Here is a 14,678-nt window from a genome sequence, read left to right as displayed (position 1 = left end):
TGCCGTACGACTTCACTCGTACAGCGGCCTGCGTCGGCCGCGACGGCCCCTCGGCCGCAACGGAAGGGACGCTCATGCAGTCAGCTCGCTCGGTCGCCGGGTTCTGGATCCTCGCGACGATGCTGCTCGTCTCGGTCGCGTCGTCGGCCGTCCCGTCGCCGATCTACCCCGTGTACGCCGCGGAGTGGCACCTCACCCCGCTCATGCTCACCGGGGTCTTCGCGATCTACGTCGCCGGACTCCTCCTCAGCCTGCTCGTCGCCGGGCGCCTGTCCGACCACGTCGGCCGGAAGCCCGTGCTCGTGGTCGGCGGCCTCGGCGTCGCACTGTCGCTCGGGCTGTTCTCGATCGCGGACGGCCTCGGCGCGCTCATCGTCGACCGCATCGTGCAGGGCATGTCCGTCGGCCTGCTCATCGGCGCACTCGGTGCCGCGCTCATCGACAACTCGCTCGTGCGGTACCCGTCGCTCGCCGGCGTCCTGAACGGCGTCATCCCGCCGATCGCCCTCGCCACCGGCGCACTGTCGAGCGGCGCACTCGTCGAGTGGGGCCCGGCACCGGAGCAGCTCGTGTACGTCCTCTTCGGGTCGCTGCTGGTCCTCATGGTGATCGCGCTCGTCGTCGTGCCCGAGCAGGTCACCCGCCGTCCGGGAGCCCTCCGTTCCCTGCGCCCGACGATCTCCGTCCCGCGCTCGTCCCGTCGTCTGTTCCGCGGCGTCGCCGGCTCCCTCATCGCCAGCTGGGCGCTCGGTGGACTGTTCCTGTCGCTGGTCCCCTCGGCACTCGGCGCCGTCTTCGGCATCACGAACCACTTCGCGGCCGGGGCGCTCATCGCCGTGGTCACCGGGGTCGGCGCGCTGACGGGGCTCGCCATCCAGCGGCTCGACGCCCGGATCGGGGTCCTCATCGGCCTCGTCGCGCTCATCCTCGGACCGATCGTCACGGTGTCGTTCGTGTTCGCGCACTCGCTGCCGGGGCTCGTCGTCGGCAGTGCGATCGCGGGAGTCGGGTTCGGCGCGGGCTTCCAGGCGCCGCTCCGGATGCTGCTCGCCACCGCCGCGCCCACGCACCGTGCGGGGCTGCTCTCCACGATCTACGTCGTGTCCTACCTGGCCTTCGGTGTGCCGGCAGTGATCGGTGGCCTGCTCGAACCGACGGTCGGCCTCGTGCCGGTGCTCGCCGGGTACGGCGCCTTCATCGTCGTCGCCGCGGTCGTCGCCCTCCTGCTGCAGCTCGTGTCGAGGGACGCCGCCGCGGTCGAGGAGCAGGCGTCCGAGGTCCTCGAGCGCACCGCCACCGGCTCGATCCGCACGAGCGCCGCCGCCGCGGACTAGCCGCGCCGCGCCGCGCGAGCGCCGCGCCGCGCGGGCCCCGCCCGCGCTAGTGGCCAGGCCGGGCCGGGCGCCGCATGCTCCGACGGGCATCGGCGTGTGCCGCGTCGACGTCGGCCTTGCCCCGGTCGGCCGCGTTCCGGAGCCACTGCGGCCCGTGCGCCTTCGCCCAGTCCCAGAAGCGGTGCAGCTGGGCCCTGAGCCACGTGATGATCCGGTGGAAGAAGTGGAACTCGCTCGCCAGGATCGTCAGCCCGATGAACACCACGAGCCACCCGGGCCCGGGCAGCGGCACGAGGATCAGCCCGATGATCACGACGAGCCCGCCGACGATGCCGACCAGCACCTTCCAGAACAGGTGCACGTGCGGTCGGGCGTGGATCCAGGCGCGCATGTCGTGGAACCACCGGAACCGGACGCGCCGCTCGCCGTCCGCGGTGATCGCGGTGCGGTCGTTCGGCTCTCGCTCCATGCCCGGAACGCTAGGGCGCGCGGCTGGGAATCAGCGGCGCAGAAGCCGCTGACGCGGTGGGTGCCGCGGCCTTCGCGACACCGCCCCCACGGATGCGCGGCGCAACCACCCGCCCGGTGTCGCGTTCCCCGCGGACCGGCACCGGGCCTCCCGTCAGCAGCGGGTCACCACACGGCGGACGGGAGGCTCGTCACGCGTGCGCGACGCACGTCGCGGCCCACGGGACCACGGCCAGTCGGGCATCGGGGATCGGTTCGCCGCCAACGGCGCAGATCCCGTAGGTGCCGGCGTCGAGCCGCGCGAGCGCGGCGTCGACCTGGTCGATCCGTCGGCGTGCGTCGTCGCGCACCGCACCGAGCGAGCCGCGCTCCCACGCGAGGGTCGCGCCCTCGGGGTCGTGCTCGTCGTCGGTGTTCGCGCCGTCCCGGGCATCGCTGACGTCCCGCATGCTGCGCTCGACGTCCGCGAGGAGCTTCTCGGCACGCGCGCGCTCGGTCGTGAGTGCGTCGCGGGGATCCTCCATGCCGCCGACCGTAGTCCGGCGGAATGGACACCACCTCGGATGCGTTCGCATGGACATGACCAAGATCGGGTTCCTGTCCTTCGGGCACTGGCGTGACGTCCCCGGATCGAAGGTGCGCAGCGGCCGCGAGGCCCTCGTCCAGGCGATCGACCTCGCCGTCGCGGCGGAGGAAGCCGGCGTCGACGGCGCCTACTTCCGCGTGCACCACTTCGCACCGCAGCAGGCCGCACCGTTCCCGCTGCTCTCGGCGATCGCCGCCCGGACCAGCCGCATCGAGATCGGCACCGGCGTGATCGACATGCGCTACGAGAACCCGCTGTACATGGCCGAGGAGGCCGCGGCCACGGACCTCATCTCCGGCGGCCGACTGCAGCTCGGCGTCTCGCGTGGGTCACCCGAGACCGCCCAGGCTGGTTACCAGCAGTTCGGGTACGTCCCGGACGCGTCGGACCCGAACGGCGCCGACCTCGCCCGGGCGCACACCAGCGTCTTCCGCCGTGCGATCGCGGGCGAGCCGATGGCGAACGCGAACCCGCAGATGACCGGCGCCGTCGGGTCGCTGCCGGTCTTCCCGCTGTCCGACGGTCTCTCCGACCGCATCTGGTGGGGTGCCGGCACCCGGGCCACCGCCGAGTGGACCGCGGAGCAGGGCATGAACCTGATGTCGTCGACGCTCCTCACCGAGGACACCGGCGTGCCGTTCGACGAACTCCAGGCGGAGCAGATCGAGCGCTTCCGGACGACGTGGGCCGAGTCGGGCTGGGATCGTGAACCGCGGGTGTCCGTGTCCCGGAGCATCATCCCGATCATCGACGACGAGTCCCGGCACTACTTCGGGGTCCGCGCGCAGGTCGAGGGCAACGACCAGGTCGGCTACCTCGACGGCGGACTGGCGCGCTTCGGCCGCTCGTACATCGGCTCGCCCGAGGACCTCGTCACCGAGCTCGCCGCCGACGCCGCGGTCCGCGCTGCCGACACCGTGCTCGTCACCGTGCCGAACCAGCTCGGGGTCGACTTCAACGCCCGCCTCCTCGCGGCCGTCGCCGACGTGATGCACGAGGTGGACGCCGCGCCCGCACGCGCCTAGGGTGCCCGGTCCCCCTTCCTGCTGACACCCGGCCTGGGACTGGGACAGATGGTGTCCTCCCCGTACCGTCGGAGGGCACCATCCCCCGTTCTCAGGAGTTCCCGTGACGCTGCCGGCCGCCGGTTGGTTCCCGGACCCCCGGGACGCCGGTCGTCTCCGCTGGTGGGACGGACGCGCCTGGGGCGATGCGACGCGGATGCTCCCCACACGCCCGACCGAGCCGGTGATGCCCATCGTGGTGACCCCGACCGGGCCCTCCTTCTCGGTGCGGACCCAGTCGGTCGAGAGCCGGACGTGGGCGTACGGGGCGAGCACCTCCCGGCGGCTCTGCGCGTTCGCGGTGTCCGCGGTCCTGCTCGCGGGGGCGTCCCTGGTGCTGGACCCGTTCGGCGTCTTCAGCGTGCTGGCGATCATGATGGGCGCGATCGGCATGGTGCGCCCGGGGGCGACAGGCCGTTGGCGCGTGCTCGCTCGGAGTCTCGCCGCGTCGGCGTTCGTCGTCGCCCTCGCGACGGGCCTCGTCGCCCTGAACGAGTACCTCCACCTCGTCTGACCCCCATCGCGGATATGCAACATCTGATGTTGCAGCGAAGGGAAGAGTCCGTCAAGGTGGGCTCGATCAGCAACGGTGCTGACGGGGAGGAACTCTGATGAAGGCACATGTCCACACCGCTCGCCTGCCCTTGGTGGCCGCTGCGACCCTTGGTCTGTTCGCATCGATGCTCGTGGCGACCCCAGCGCAGGCTCGCGGGGAGCTCTCGGATGCGGAGGCCCTGCGAGCCGTTGCAGCCGCCGAAGACGCGCTCGGACTGGTCGACGACGTTGTCGCAGACGGGGGCAGCGTCGTCCGCGACGGCGAGAAGGTGTCTGTGAACGGATCGAGCGTGACCATGGGCGAGGTCGGCACCGCACCGGCAGGGACCGCGCCGCTGTACGCGAGCGATCAGCTGGACGACACGACGACCCGGCTGTCCGCGGTGATGACATCGGCGCAGACGGCCGCGCCCGCCTGGACCTTCGAAGAAGGCACCGAGCTCTCCGTGCTTCCGGACGGACGGGTCAGCGTCGCGGAGGCGGACGGGGACCTCCTGGCCGGCGTCGCGCGCCCCTGGGCGGTCGACGCGAACGGCCGTCGATTGCCGACGAGCTACTCGGCGTCGGGGAACGTGCTGACACAACACGTCGAAGTCGATTCGAGCACAGCGTTCCCGGTGATCGCGGATCCCACCTTCACGGTCTTCCCCGGCTACTGGACGGCCACGCTCAACCGGAGCGAGAGCGCCGCGGCGGTGGGGACGGTCGGCAGTTGTGCCGCCGTCTTCTCCAAGTCCCCGGTTCCCGCACTGCGCGCGCTCACCATCGCCTGCGGTGCGCTCGCAGCGTTCAGCGCGGCGCAGCTGGCTGGCGGCAAGTGCATCAAGATCCACGTGGCCGGTTTGCCACCGTTCGTCGGGACGTGGTGGCCGACGTTCCCGAAGTGCTAGGACGGTGGGTGTGGTCCTCGTCCTGAGCGCGGCCGCCGGCATCGTGTTCGGAGTCGCCTCCGCCAGGGCCAGCCGGGGGGTCGGCACACTGCTCGCGAGCGCGCCGTTCCTCGCGTGGTTCGTCGCGCTCGCGGTCGTCGCCGCAGCGGGCACGACCGATTCAGGCATGAGGGCGCTCGGGCTCGCGATGCTCGGGATCCTGCTCGGTCTGTTCGCGGGACAGGCGCTCGTGCGCCGCAGGCGGAGGTCTCGGCGGCGTTGACGGCGACTGACGCGCCCTGCCTGACGGAGCCCGCGTCAGCGCCGCGCCCGCGGGTGCGACGTCTGGTACACGTCCCGCAGCATGTCCGCCGTCACCAGCGTGTAGATCTGCGTCGTCGCGACGCTCGCGTGCCCGAGCAGCTCCTGCACGACCCGCACGTCCGCCCCGCCCTCGAGCAGGTGCGTCGCGAAGGAGTGCCGGAAGGTGTGCGGCGACACGTGCTCGGTCAGGTCCGCGGCAGCTGCGGCCGCCTGGATCACGAGCCACGCGCTCTGCCGGGAGAGCCGAGCGCCCCGCGCCCCGAGGAACAGCGCCGGCGTCGCGTGCCCCCGCGCGGCGAACAGCGGCCGCGCCCGCACCAGGTACGCGTCCACGGCGGCCCGCGCGTAGCTGCCGAGCGGCACGATCCGCTGCTTGTTGCCCTTGCCGGTGACCCGCACCACGGAGACGTCGGTGTCCTCGTCGGAGTCCTCGTCCACGGCGGCGAGCGTCGTCACGTCGTCCACGGAGAGCCCGACGGCCTCGGAGATCCGGGCACCGGTGGCGTAGAGCAGTTCGAGGAGCGCCCGGTCCCGGAGCTGCACCGGGTCGTCGCCGTCCACGGCCTGCAGCAGCCGCTCCATGTCCTCGACGGAGATCGCCTTCGGCAGCCGCATCGGCGCCTTCGGCGGTCGGACGGACGCGCCGGGGTCGAGCGGCAGCCAGCCCTCCCCCGCGGCGAACGTGGTGAAGGACCGCACGGAGCTGAGCATCCGCGCGATCGAGCGCGGGGCGAGCGGTGCGTCCCGCGTCGCGAGGTGCTCCACGAACCCGGCGAGGTCGGCACGGGCGAGACGCCCGACGTCGCCCACGACGGCTGCGCCGCCGGCCCGGTCGGCGCCGGACGAGTCGACCGTGGGCTGCGTGGCGATCCACGTGGTGAACGTCGCGAGGTCCCGCCGGTACGCCGTCAGCGTGTGGTCGGACAGCCCGCGCTCGATCGCGATGTGCCGCAGGTACGTCTCGGCGGCACGGTCGAGTGGGATCACCCGACGAGGCTAGCGCCGCTCGAGCGCCTCCACGGCGAGCGCCGCGACCAGGAGCGCGGAGTTGTGCAGCCGCCCCTCGAGGATCCCGGCGACGATCTCCGACCGGGGCACCCAGCGCTTCACGATGTCGGCCTCTTCGTCCGACCGCTCGAACGCCGAGTCGGTCGCCCGGACACCACGGGCACGGTAGATCTGGATGAACTCGTCGCTGCCACCCGAGGAGGTGTTGTACCGCACGAGCGGCTCCCACTGCTCGGCTTCGACGTCCGCCTCTTCCGCGAGCTCGCGCTTCGCCGCGACGACCTCGTCCTCGCCGTCGATGTCGAGGAGCCCGGCGGGCAGCTCCCAGTCGCGCAGGTGCACGGGGTGGCGGTACTGCTGGATGACGAGCACGCGGCCCTCGTCGTCCTCGGCGTAGACCGCCACAGCACCGGTGTGGTCGACGTACTCCCGCACCATGCTGCCGTCGCCGTACGCGACGGTGTCACGGCGGATGTTCCAGACGGCGCCCTCGTACACGAGGTCGGACGACGTCACGTCGTAGGAAGCGGTCACATCAGCGATGGGTTCGTCAGTCACCACCCCATCCAACCAGCGCCCGCCGTGGAGGCCACCACCGAACGACGGGAGGCCCGGTGCCGGAACAGCACCGGGCCTCCCGTCAGGACGTGGCCGGGACGCGACTACGCGACGTCGACCGACTCCGTCTCCGACTCCGGGTCGAACAGGCGCGTCGCCTCGTTGCGCGCGATCGCGGCCTCGACGAGGCCCGCGAACAGCGGGTGCGCGTTGTTCGGACGCGAGCGCAGCTCCGGGTGCGCCTGCGTGCCGATGTAGAACGGGTGCTCCGCACGGTCCAGCTCGACGTACTCGACCAGGGTGCCGTCGGGCGAGGTGCCCGAGAACACCAGGCCGGCGTCCGCGATCTGCTGGCGGTACTTGTTGTTCACCTCGTAGCGGTGACGGTGACGCTCCGAGGCCTCGGGCGCGCCGTACAGGTCCGCGGCGAGCGAGCCCTCGGTGAAGTGCGCCGGGTAGAGGCCGAGGCGCATCGTGCCGCCGAGGTCGCCACCGGCGATGATGTCCACCTGCTCCGCCATCGTCGCGATGACGGGGGTCGGGGTCTCCGGGTCGAACTCGGAGCTGGACGCGTCGGCCAGGCCGGCTTCGTGGCGGGCGTACTCGATCACCATGCACTGCAGGCCGAGGCACAGGCCGAGCGTCGGGATGTGGTTCTCGCGGGCGAACTTCAGCGCGCCGAGCTTGCCCTCGATCCCGCGGACGCCGAAGCCACCGGGGATGCAGATGCCGTCGACGTCGCCGAGCTGCTTGGCCGCACCCTCGGGCGTGGTGCAGTCGTCGGAGACGACCCACTTCAGCGTGACCTTCGCGTTGTGGGCGAAGCCGCCGGCCCGGAGCGCCTCCGTGACGGACAGGTACGCGTCCGGCAGGTCGATGTACTTGCCGACCAGGGCGATCGTGACGTCCTTCTTCGGCTCGTGCACGGCGCGGAGCACCGGGTTCCACGAGGTCCAGTCGACCTCGTTCGCCTCGAGGTGCAGCGCGTCGACGATCACGCGGTCGAGCCCCTGCGTGTTGAGGAGCGTCGGCAGGTCGTAGATCGAGGGGACGTCCACGGCGTTCACCACGGCATCCTCGTCCACGTCGCACATCAGCGCGATCTTGCGCTTGTTCGCGTCGGACACCGGGCGGTCGCTGCGGAGCACGAGCGCGTCCGGCTGGATGCCGATCGAGCGGAGCGCGGCGACGGAGTGCTGCGTCGGCTTCGTCTTCTGCTCGCCGGAGGCGTTCATGAACGGCACCAGCGAAACGTGCACGAAGAACACGTTGTTGCGGCCGAGCTCGTGACGCACCTGGCGGGCCGACTCGATGAACGGCTGGGACTCGATGTCGCCGACCGTGCCGCCGACCTCGGTGATGATGACGTCGGGCTGCGGGTCGTTCTCCGCCTGCTCGCGCATCCGGCGCTTGATCTCGTCGGTGATGTGCGGGATGACCTGCACGGTGTCGCCGAGGTACTCGCCGCGACGCTCCTTGGCGATGACCGTCGAGTACACCTGCCCGGTCGTCACGTTCGCCGACTGCGACAGGTTGATGTCGAGGAAGCGTTCGTAGTGCCCGATGTCGAGGTCCGTCTCCGCACCGTCGTCGGTCACGAAGACCTCGCCGTGCTGGAACGGGTTCATGGTGCCCGGGTCCACGTTGAGGTACGGGTCGAGCTTCTGCATGACGACCTTGAGGCCGCGAGCCGTGAGGAGGTTGCCGAGGCTGGCTGCCGTCAGGCCCTTGCCGAGAGACGAGACGACCCCGCCGGTCACGAAGATCTGCTTCGTCACCTTCGGGGTCGGGTTGCTTGCCTGGGTACCGCTGCTGAGAGTGTCCGCCACGGGATTCCATCGTACGTCAGAACTGCCGGGAGGCGCGACCCGCGTTCGCCGTGCGCGTGTCCGCCCGGCCCGTGGCCGGTCAGGCGGACTGGGCTGCGACCTCGAGCAGCTCGCGGGCGTGCTCCATGCCGCTGGCGCTGTCGCCGAGGCCGGAGAGCAGGCGCGCCATCTCCTGGAGGCGGTCGTCCCCTTCGAGGCGACGGACGCTCGACGAGGTGACGGCACCGCTGGCGTCCTTCACGACGTTGAGGTGGTTCGTCGCGAACGCTGCCACCTGCGCCAGGTGCGTCACGACGATGACCTGGGTGCGCTCGGCGAGCTTCGCGAGCCGTCGGCCGATCTCGATCGCCGCCGCACCGCCGACGCCGGCGTCCACCTCGTCGAACACGAACGTGGGGACGGTGGTCGATCCGGCCATCACGACCTCGATCGCGAGCATCACGCGGGAGAGCTCACCGCCGGACGCCCCCTTGCCGATCGGACGCGGATCGGTGCCGGAGTGCGGCTGCAGCAGGATCGCGACCTGGTCACGGCCGTGCCGGCGGTACTCGCCGGCGTCGGTGACCTCGACCACGAGGGTCGCGCCGGCCATCGCCAGGGTCTTCAGTTCCGTCGTGACACGCTTCGCGAGGTCGCCGGCGGCCTTCGTCCGTGCCGCGGTCAGCGCGGTCGCCGCCTGCTCGAGCGCGACCTCGTCCTGCGCGACGGCGTCCTGCAGCGCCACGATGCGGTCGTCGTCGCCGTCGAGTTCCAGCAGCCGGTCGCTCGCCCGCTGCCCGAAGGCGATGACGTCGTCGACGGTCTCGCCGTACTTCCGTGCCAGACCGGAGAGCACCGCACGGCGCTCGTTGATGAGTTCGAGGTCGTGGCCGGCTTCGGGTTCGAGCGAGCCGAGGTAGCTCGACAGGCTCGCCGAGGCCTCGCTCGCCTGGATCCCGAGCTCGGTCAGCTGCTCCAGCACGGGCTGCAGCGTGCTGTCCGCCGCGGCGACGCGCTCGATCGCCCGACGTGCTGCTTCGACCAGGCCGATGACGTCGGTGCCGTCGAGGGACTCGGAGGAGATCGCCTCGTGCGCGAGGCTGGCGGAGAGGCGGAGTTCCTCGAGGTTCCCGAGCCGGTCCGCGCGTTCCTGGAGCTCGGCGTCCTCGCCGGGCTGGGGTGCTGCGGCTTCGATCTCGTCCGATGCGGCGCGGAGCCGTTCGGCTTCGGCCAGACGGTCGTCGCGGTCCCGGGTCAGCGTCTCGAGTTCACCCGCGTGCGCCTGCCACGTGTCGTACGCCGCGCCGTAGCGGCTCAGGGCCTTCTCGACCGCAGCGGCACCGAAGCCGTCGAGCGCGGCGCGCTGGGCGGTCGACGAGGTCAGGCGGATCTGGTCCGACTGTCCGTGCACGGTGACGAGCTGGTCCGCGAGTTCGCCGAGCACCGCGACGGGAGCGCTCCGGCCGCCGACCGTGGCGCGACTGCGCCCCTCGGCGGAGACCGTGCGGGTGAGGATGAGTTCGCCGTCCTCGACGGTGCCACCGGCGTCCTCGACGCGTTCGGCGACCGCGGCGTGGTCCGGGACGACCCAGCGTCCTTCGACCACGGCGCTGGAGGCACCGCGGCGGACCGAACCGGCATCGGCGCGCGCACCGAGCAGGAGCCCGAGCGCGGTGACGATCATGGTCTTACCGGCCCCGGTCTCACCGGTGACGACGGTGAATCCCGGCCCGAGCTCGAGGGTCGCGTCGCCGATCACTCCGAGGTCCGAGATCGAGATCTCCTCGATCACAGGCTGCTCCCGTGGTCGTCGTCGTGCTGCGGGCCGCGCCATCCCGCGACGGGGAGCTGGAACTTCGCCACGAGCCGGTCGGTGAACGGGGCGTCCTTGAGTCGCGCGACCCGGACGGGTTCCGGTGAGCGGCTGACCTCGATGCGCGCCCCCGGCGGCAGGTCGTGTGTCCGGCGACCGTCGCACCAGAGGACGCCGACGCCGCTCGTCCGCCGGAGCACCTCGACCGCGAGGACGCAGTCGGGTCCGACCACGATCGGCTTCGAGAAGAGCGCGTGGGCGCTGAGGGGCACCATGATGAGCGCGTCGACGTCCGGCCAGACGATGGGGCCGCCGCCGGAGAACGAGTACGCCGTCGAGCCGGTCGGTGTCGAGATCACGACGCCGTCGCAGCCGAACGACGAGAGCGGACGCCCGTCGACCTCGGTCACGACCTCGAGCATGCGTTCACGGGAGGCCTTCTCGATGGTCGCCTCGTTCAGCGCCCAGGACGAGTAGACGATCTCCTGGCCGACGACGACGTCGACCTGCAGTGCCACGCGTTCCTCGACGTGGTAGTCACCGGAGAGTGCGCGCTCGACGGTCTCCGAGAGGCCGTCGCGCTCGCTCTCGGCGAGGAAGCCCACGTGCCCGAGGTTCACGCCGACGATGGGCGCCCGGGTGCCGCGGACGAGCTCCGCCGCACGGAGGATGGTGCCGTCGCCACCGAGGACGATGACGATCTCGAGGTCGTCGCGCTGCACGTCGACGCCGAGGATGTCGACCTGGCCGACGGTCGCTTCGGCACGTCGGATGTCCGCGTACTCGTCGAAGGGCATCACGGGCGTCAGGCCGGCCGCGTGCAGGATGTCGCAGACCTCGACCGCAGCGTCGATCGAGTCTCGTCGGCCCGTGTGCGAGACGAGCAGGATGTGCCGTTCGTCGCTCATGGAGCCCCTTCCGCCAGTTCGGTCGCGCGTCCGATCCATTCTGTCGGATTGGACCCTGCGCCCCGCTGGAGACGCGCGAGGTACTCGTGGTTGCCGTGGGTCCCGATGATCGGGGAGGCCACGAGGCCGGCGGTCCCGAGGCCGAGGTCCCATGCCGCCCAGAGCACGTTCATGAGGGCGTCGTTCCGCAGTCCGGCGTCACGGACGATGCCCTCGCGCACACCGCCCCGGCCGACTTCGAACTGCGGCTTCACGAGCAGCACGAAGTCATCCGCCGGAACGGCCTCGACCAGGGCGGGCAGGACGATCCGGAGGCTGATGAACGACAGGTCCCCCACCACGAGTGCGGTGTCCGCGGCGGCGGGGTCGAGCGCCAGGTAGTCCGCGGCCGTCAGGTTCCGGGCGTTCACGCCCTCCACCACGGCGACACGCTCGTCGAGTGCCACGACCGGGTCGAGCTGGCCGTGCCCGACGTCGAGCGCGACCACGCGACGAGCACCACGCGCGAGGAGCACCTGCGTGAACCCGCCCGTGCTGGCGCCCACGTCCAGCGCGACGAGGCCGCTCGGGTCGATGTCGAAGGAGTCGAGCGCGCCGACGAGCTTCAGCGCGGCGCGGGAGACCCATTCGTCACCGGCGTCCACCACGATCTCGGCGTCCGGGCCCACCGGCGTCGAGGACTTGGTGACCGGGGCACCGTCCACGCTGACACGGCCGGCGGCGATCAGCTTCGCGGCAGCGGTGCGGGACTTCGCGAGTCCGCGGGACGCGACGGCGGCGTCGAGGCGCGCCGGGGCGACCTCGACCGGTGTCGTCCCGGTCTGGAGGTCGTCAGGCACTCGCCGTGCCGCCGCTCTCGAGTCGGGTGCGGAGTTCGTCGTGCAGACCCGAGAACACATCGGCGCGATCCGTCAGCGGGAGTGCCTCGGCGTCGTGTGCGCGCCGGGCGACGTCACTGCCGTCGACGTCATGCGGCGCCGCGGGCTGCTGCTGCTGGGGGTCGGTCGGCACGTCCGTCACGCTACTCGCCGCCGTAGAGCTGGGGGTCGACGTCGAGACCGTAGATGGCCAGGCCGGAGTCCCAGATGGCGGTCGCGCCAGCACGGAGCAGGTTCATCGGGTCGTCGCCGGCACGCTCCACCCGGATCACGTGCGCACGCATGCGGACCGTGGCGTCGCCGACGGTCACGAAGCGGGTGCCGTCGTCGCCGTCGTGCCGATGGGTCACCGGGTAGGGTTCGGACAGACCGCGGAGGTCTTCCAGCACGAACGTGGGACGCGAGCGCTCGTCGGCCGCGAGGACCTGCTTGGCCTTGTCGATGCCGGTGAGCACGAGGACGCTCGGGATCCCGGCGTCGTTCGCGCCCTTGATGTCGGTGTCGAGCCGGTCGCCGATGAACAGCGGACGCTCGCCGCCGAAGCGGGCGAGGGCCGCGTCGAAGATCGGGCGCTCGGGCTTCCCGGCGACGACCGGCATCCGGCCGACGGCCTGGTGCACGGCGGCGACCAGCGTGCCGTTGCCCGGGGCGATCCCGCGCTCGACCGGGATCGACCAGTCCATGTTCGTCGCGACCCACGGCACCGCGGGATCGGCGAGGGCGAAGGACGCCTCGGCGAGCTGCTGCCACCCGAGGTCCGGGGAGAAGCCCTGGATCACCGCTGCCGGAGCGTCGTCCGCGCTCGACGTCACCGTGAAGCCGGCCTGCTCGACGATGCTCGTCAGGCCGATGCCGCCGATCACCAGGATCGTGGAGCCCGCCGGCACGAGTGTCGCGAGGAGCCGCACGCCCGCCTGGGAGCTCGTCACGACGTCGTCCGGGCCCACTTCGAGGCCGTAGCGCTCGAGGTGCTCTGCCACGTCGGACGGGCGCCGCGACGCGTTGTTCGTGATGTAGCCGACACGGGCGGTGAGCGAGGCGCGGGTCAGCGCTTCGACCGCGTGCGGGATCGCGTTGCGGCCGCGGTAGACGACGCCGTCGAGGTCGGTGAGGACCACGTCGACGCCGTCCGTCGGCGGACGCGGGGTGTCAGTCGGCTGCGGAGCCGTCGACGTCCCGGGGGTTGTCTTCGTCGATCTCGCCGAGGTCGTCGTCGCCGGGCTCGTCGACGTCGCCGAGGGGCTCGAGCTGGTCGGGTTCGCCGGACTCGTCGGCTGCGGGCTCGTCGAGCTCGTCGTCTGCGCGCTCGCCGAGCTCGTCGCCTGCGGGCTCGTCGAGCTCGTCGTCTGCTGGTTCGTCGTCGAGTCCTTCGACTTCGAACGCTTCCTCGACCACATCAATCGTCTCCCAAGAGTCCTCGTCAGCTGCTTCGGCGAGGGCCTCTGCAGCACGGTCGACACGGGCCCACCACTCGTCGGCCTCGTCCTGGCGGCCGAGCTCCTCGAGCGTGGCCGCGTAAGCACTGTAGAGCGCCGGGGACCAGCTGTAGGCCGTCGACGGGTCGAGCTGTGGAATCTCCAGCTCGCCGAGGGCAGCTGTGGGGTTCCCGAGGTCGAGGCGGGCACCGGACATCGCGATCGCGAGTTCCACCTGGACGCCGGGCTCGAGCGCTGCACGGTCCACCGAGCGGCCGAGCTCCAGGGCACGCTCCGGCCGGCCGAGCCCGCGCTCGCAGTCCACCATCATCGGCAGCTGGTCGTTGCGGCCCGAGATCCGCCGGTAGGTGCGGAGTTCACGGAGCGCGGTGCTGAAGTCGCCGAGCCGGTAGGCCGTGATCGCCGCGGTCTCCCGGACCACCGCGACGCGACCGGCGCGGCGGGCTGCGCTCAGCGCGTGCTGGTTCGCGAGCTCGGGGTCCTCGTCCACCAGCAGCGCGGCGGTGACGAGGTGCTTCGCCACCCAGTCCGCGTTGTCCTTGCTGAGGGTCTTGAGCTCGGCGCGGGCCTGCGGGTGCAGGTCGCGGGCCTGCACCTCCTCGGGGATCTCCGGGTCCTCGTGACGCGGGCGGATCGACTTGGTGCCGTAGGGGTCGCGGTCCTCGAAGTCGTCACGTGCGGCTTCGCCGAAGCGGGCGCCGGGGCCGCGGTTACCGTCGCCGAAGCGCCGACGCTCGTCGCCGCCGCCGCGGGTGCTGAACGAGCCACGCTCGGGACGGTCCCCGTCGCGGCGGGGCCGGTCGGAGTTGTACGACGGACGATCGCCGTCACGCCGCGGGCGGTCGTTGCCCCCGCGGAAGGGACGGTCACCATCACGGCGAGGCCGGTCCGAGTTGTACGACGGACGATCTCCGTCACGGCGCGGCCGGTCGGAGTTGTACGACGGACGATCTCCGTCACGGCGCGGCCGGTCCGAGTTGTACGACGGACGATCTCCGTCACGGCGCGGCCGGTCCGAGTTGTACGACGGACGATCTCCGTCACGGCGCGGCCGGTCCGAGTTGTACGA

At 71.7% G+C, this 14,678-nt stretch carries 15 protein-coding genes and 1 pseudogene; 5 read left to right on the top strand and 11 right to left on the bottom strand.

The annotated features are described in order from the left end of the window. Window positions 1–74: 74 nt before the first annotated feature. Complete coding sequence (locus EDF24_RS05905; RefSeq protein WP_123701499.1) at window positions 75–1,334, top strand: MFS transporter; 1,260 nt, start codon at window positions 75–77, stop codon at window positions 1,332–1,334. 46 nt (window positions 1,335–1,380) lie between these two features. Here EDF24_RS05905 and EDF24_RS05900 read toward each other — a convergent pair whose 3' ends face one another. Together EDF24_RS05900 and EDF24_RS05895 are read right to left on the bottom strand one after the other, a co-directional pair. After that, window positions 1,381–1,803 carry a TIGR02611 family protein gene (locus tag EDF24_RS05900; protein WP_260233367.1) on the bottom strand — a complete coding sequence of 141 codons (423 nt, stop codon included), beginning with the start codon at window positions 1,801–1,803 and terminating at the stop codon, window positions 1,381–1,383. A 190-nt stretch (window positions 1,804–1,993) separates the two neighbouring features. Next, entirely contained in the window at window positions 1,994–2,326 is a 333-nt protein-coding gene (locus tag EDF24_RS05895) for a TraR/DksA C4-type zinc finger protein (protein ID WP_123701497.1), read from the bottom strand. A gap of 49 nt (window positions 2,327–2,375) precedes the next feature. Between EDF24_RS05895 and EDF24_RS05890 the strand changes: the two genes are divergently transcribed. The 4 genes from EDF24_RS05890 (at window position 2,376) to EDF24_RS05875 (ending at window position 5,159) form a co-directional block, all read left to right on the top strand. Then, complete coding sequence (locus tag EDF24_RS05890) at window positions 2,376–3,413, top strand: LLM class flavin-dependent oxidoreductase (protein WP_123655964.1); 1,038 nt, start codon at window positions 2,376–2,378, stop codon at window positions 3,411–3,413. A gap of 103 nt (window positions 3,414–3,516) precedes the next feature. Continuing rightward, window positions 3,517–3,966 carry a DUF2510 domain-containing protein gene (locus EDF24_RS05885; RefSeq protein WP_123701495.1) on the top strand — a complete coding sequence of 150 codons (450 nt, stop codon included), beginning with the start codon at window positions 3,517–3,519 and terminating at the stop codon, window positions 3,964–3,966. Between the two features lie 97 nt (window positions 3,967–4,063). Further along, entirely contained in the window at window positions 4,064–4,897 is an 834-nt protein-coding gene (locus EDF24_RS05880) for a hypothetical protein (RefSeq protein WP_148070812.1), read from the top strand. A 10-nt stretch (window positions 4,898–4,907) separates the two neighbouring features. Beyond that, a complete protein-coding gene (locus tag EDF24_RS05875) occupies window positions 4,908–5,159 on the top strand; it encodes a hypothetical protein (protein ID WP_123701491.1) in 252 nt (83 codons plus the stop codon). Window positions 5,160–5,194: 35 nt separating this feature from the next. On the opposite strand, the gene EDF24_RS05870 is transcribed toward EDF24_RS05875, so the two are convergent. The 9 genes and pseudogenes from EDF24_RS05870 to EDF24_RS19480 form a co-directional block, all read right to left on the bottom strand. Next, window positions 5,195–6,184 carry a site-specific tyrosine recombinase XerD gene (locus tag EDF24_RS05870; protein WP_123702549.1) on the bottom strand — a complete coding sequence of 330 codons (990 nt, stop codon included), beginning with the start codon at window positions 6,182–6,184 and terminating at the stop codon, window positions 5,195–5,197. Window positions 6,185–6,196: 12 nt separating this feature from the next. Next, complete coding sequence (locus EDF24_RS05865; protein ID WP_123701489.1) at window positions 6,197–6,766, bottom strand: NUDIX hydrolase; 570 nt, start codon at window positions 6,764–6,766, stop codon at window positions 6,197–6,199. A gap of 104 nt (window positions 6,767–6,870) precedes the next feature. Beyond that, window positions 6,871–8,595, bottom strand: a complete 1,725-nt coding sequence (locus tag EDF24_RS05860) for a CTP synthase (protein ID WP_311316792.1) — start codon at window positions 8,593–8,595, stop codon at window positions 6,871–6,873. Between the two features lie 79 nt (window positions 8,596–8,674). Further along, window positions 8,675–10,366: a DNA repair protein RecN gene (gene recN, locus EDF24_RS05855; RefSeq protein WP_123701487.1), complete on the bottom strand. Its 1,692-nt coding sequence runs from the start codon at window positions 10,364–10,366 to the stop codon at window positions 8,675–8,677. After that, window positions 10,363–11,295: an NAD kinase gene (locus tag EDF24_RS05850; RefSeq protein ID WP_123655970.1), complete on the bottom strand. Its 933-nt coding sequence runs from the start codon at window positions 11,293–11,295 to the stop codon at window positions 10,363–10,365. Before EDF24_RS05850 ends, recN begins: the two co-directional genes overlap by 4 nt. Then, entirely contained in the window at window positions 11,292–12,134 is an 843-nt protein-coding gene (locus EDF24_RS05845; protein ID WP_260233366.1) for a TlyA family RNA methyltransferase, read from the bottom strand. Before EDF24_RS05845 ends, EDF24_RS05850 begins: the two co-directional genes overlap by 4 nt. Beyond that, complete coding sequence (locus EDF24_RS05840; RefSeq protein ID WP_148070811.1) at window positions 12,127–12,306, bottom strand: hypothetical protein; 180 nt, start codon at window positions 12,304–12,306, stop codon at window positions 12,127–12,129. The genes EDF24_RS05845 and EDF24_RS05840 overlap by 8 nt, the downstream gene beginning before the upstream one ends. A gap of 10 nt (window positions 12,307–12,316) precedes the next feature. Beyond that, window positions 12,317–13,291 carry an HAD-IIA family hydrolase gene (locus EDF24_RS05835; RefSeq protein WP_123701483.1) on the bottom strand — a complete coding sequence of 325 codons (975 nt, stop codon included), beginning with the start codon at window positions 13,289–13,291 and terminating at the stop codon, window positions 12,317–12,319. 31 nt (window positions 13,292–13,322) lie between these two features. Beyond that, window positions 13,323–14,678, bottom strand: a pseudogene (locus EDF24_RS19480) (primosomal protein); the annotation flags it as partial.

Origin of the sequence: Curtobacterium sp. PhB130, from assembly GCF_003755165.1 — a bacterium.
GTDB lineage: Bacteria > Actinomycetota > Actinomycetes > Actinomycetales > Microbacteriaceae > Curtobacterium.
Note: the sequence above shows the minus strand (reverse complement) of the source record. Positions and strands in the feature narration are given on the sequence as shown.

Excerpts from the sequence above, each read along its gene's own strand:
- EDF24_RS05900 (WP_260233367.1), bottom strand. The coding sequence starts at position 1,803 with ATGGAGCGAGAGCCGAACGACCGCACCGCGATCACCGCGGACGGCGAG.
- EDF24_RS05905 (WP_123701499.1), top strand. The coding sequence starts at position 75 with ATGCAGTCAGCTCGCTCGGTCGCCGGGTTCTGGATCCTCGCGACGATG.
- EDF24_RS05880 (WP_148070812.1), top strand. The coding sequence starts at position 4,064 with ATGAAGGCACATGTCCACACCGCTCGCCTGCCCTTGGTGGCCGCTGCG.
- EDF24_RS05890 (WP_123655964.1), top strand. The coding sequence starts at position 2,376 with ATGGACATGACCAAGATCGGGTTCCTGTCCTTCGGGCACTGGCGTGAC.
- EDF24_RS05895 (WP_123701497.1), bottom strand. The coding sequence starts at position 2,326 with ATGGAGGATCCCCGCGACGCACTCACGACCGAGCGCGCGCGTGCCGAG.
- EDF24_RS05850 (WP_123655970.1), bottom strand. The coding sequence starts at position 11,295 with ATGAGCGACGAACGGCACATCCTGCTCGTCTCGCACACGGGCCGACGA.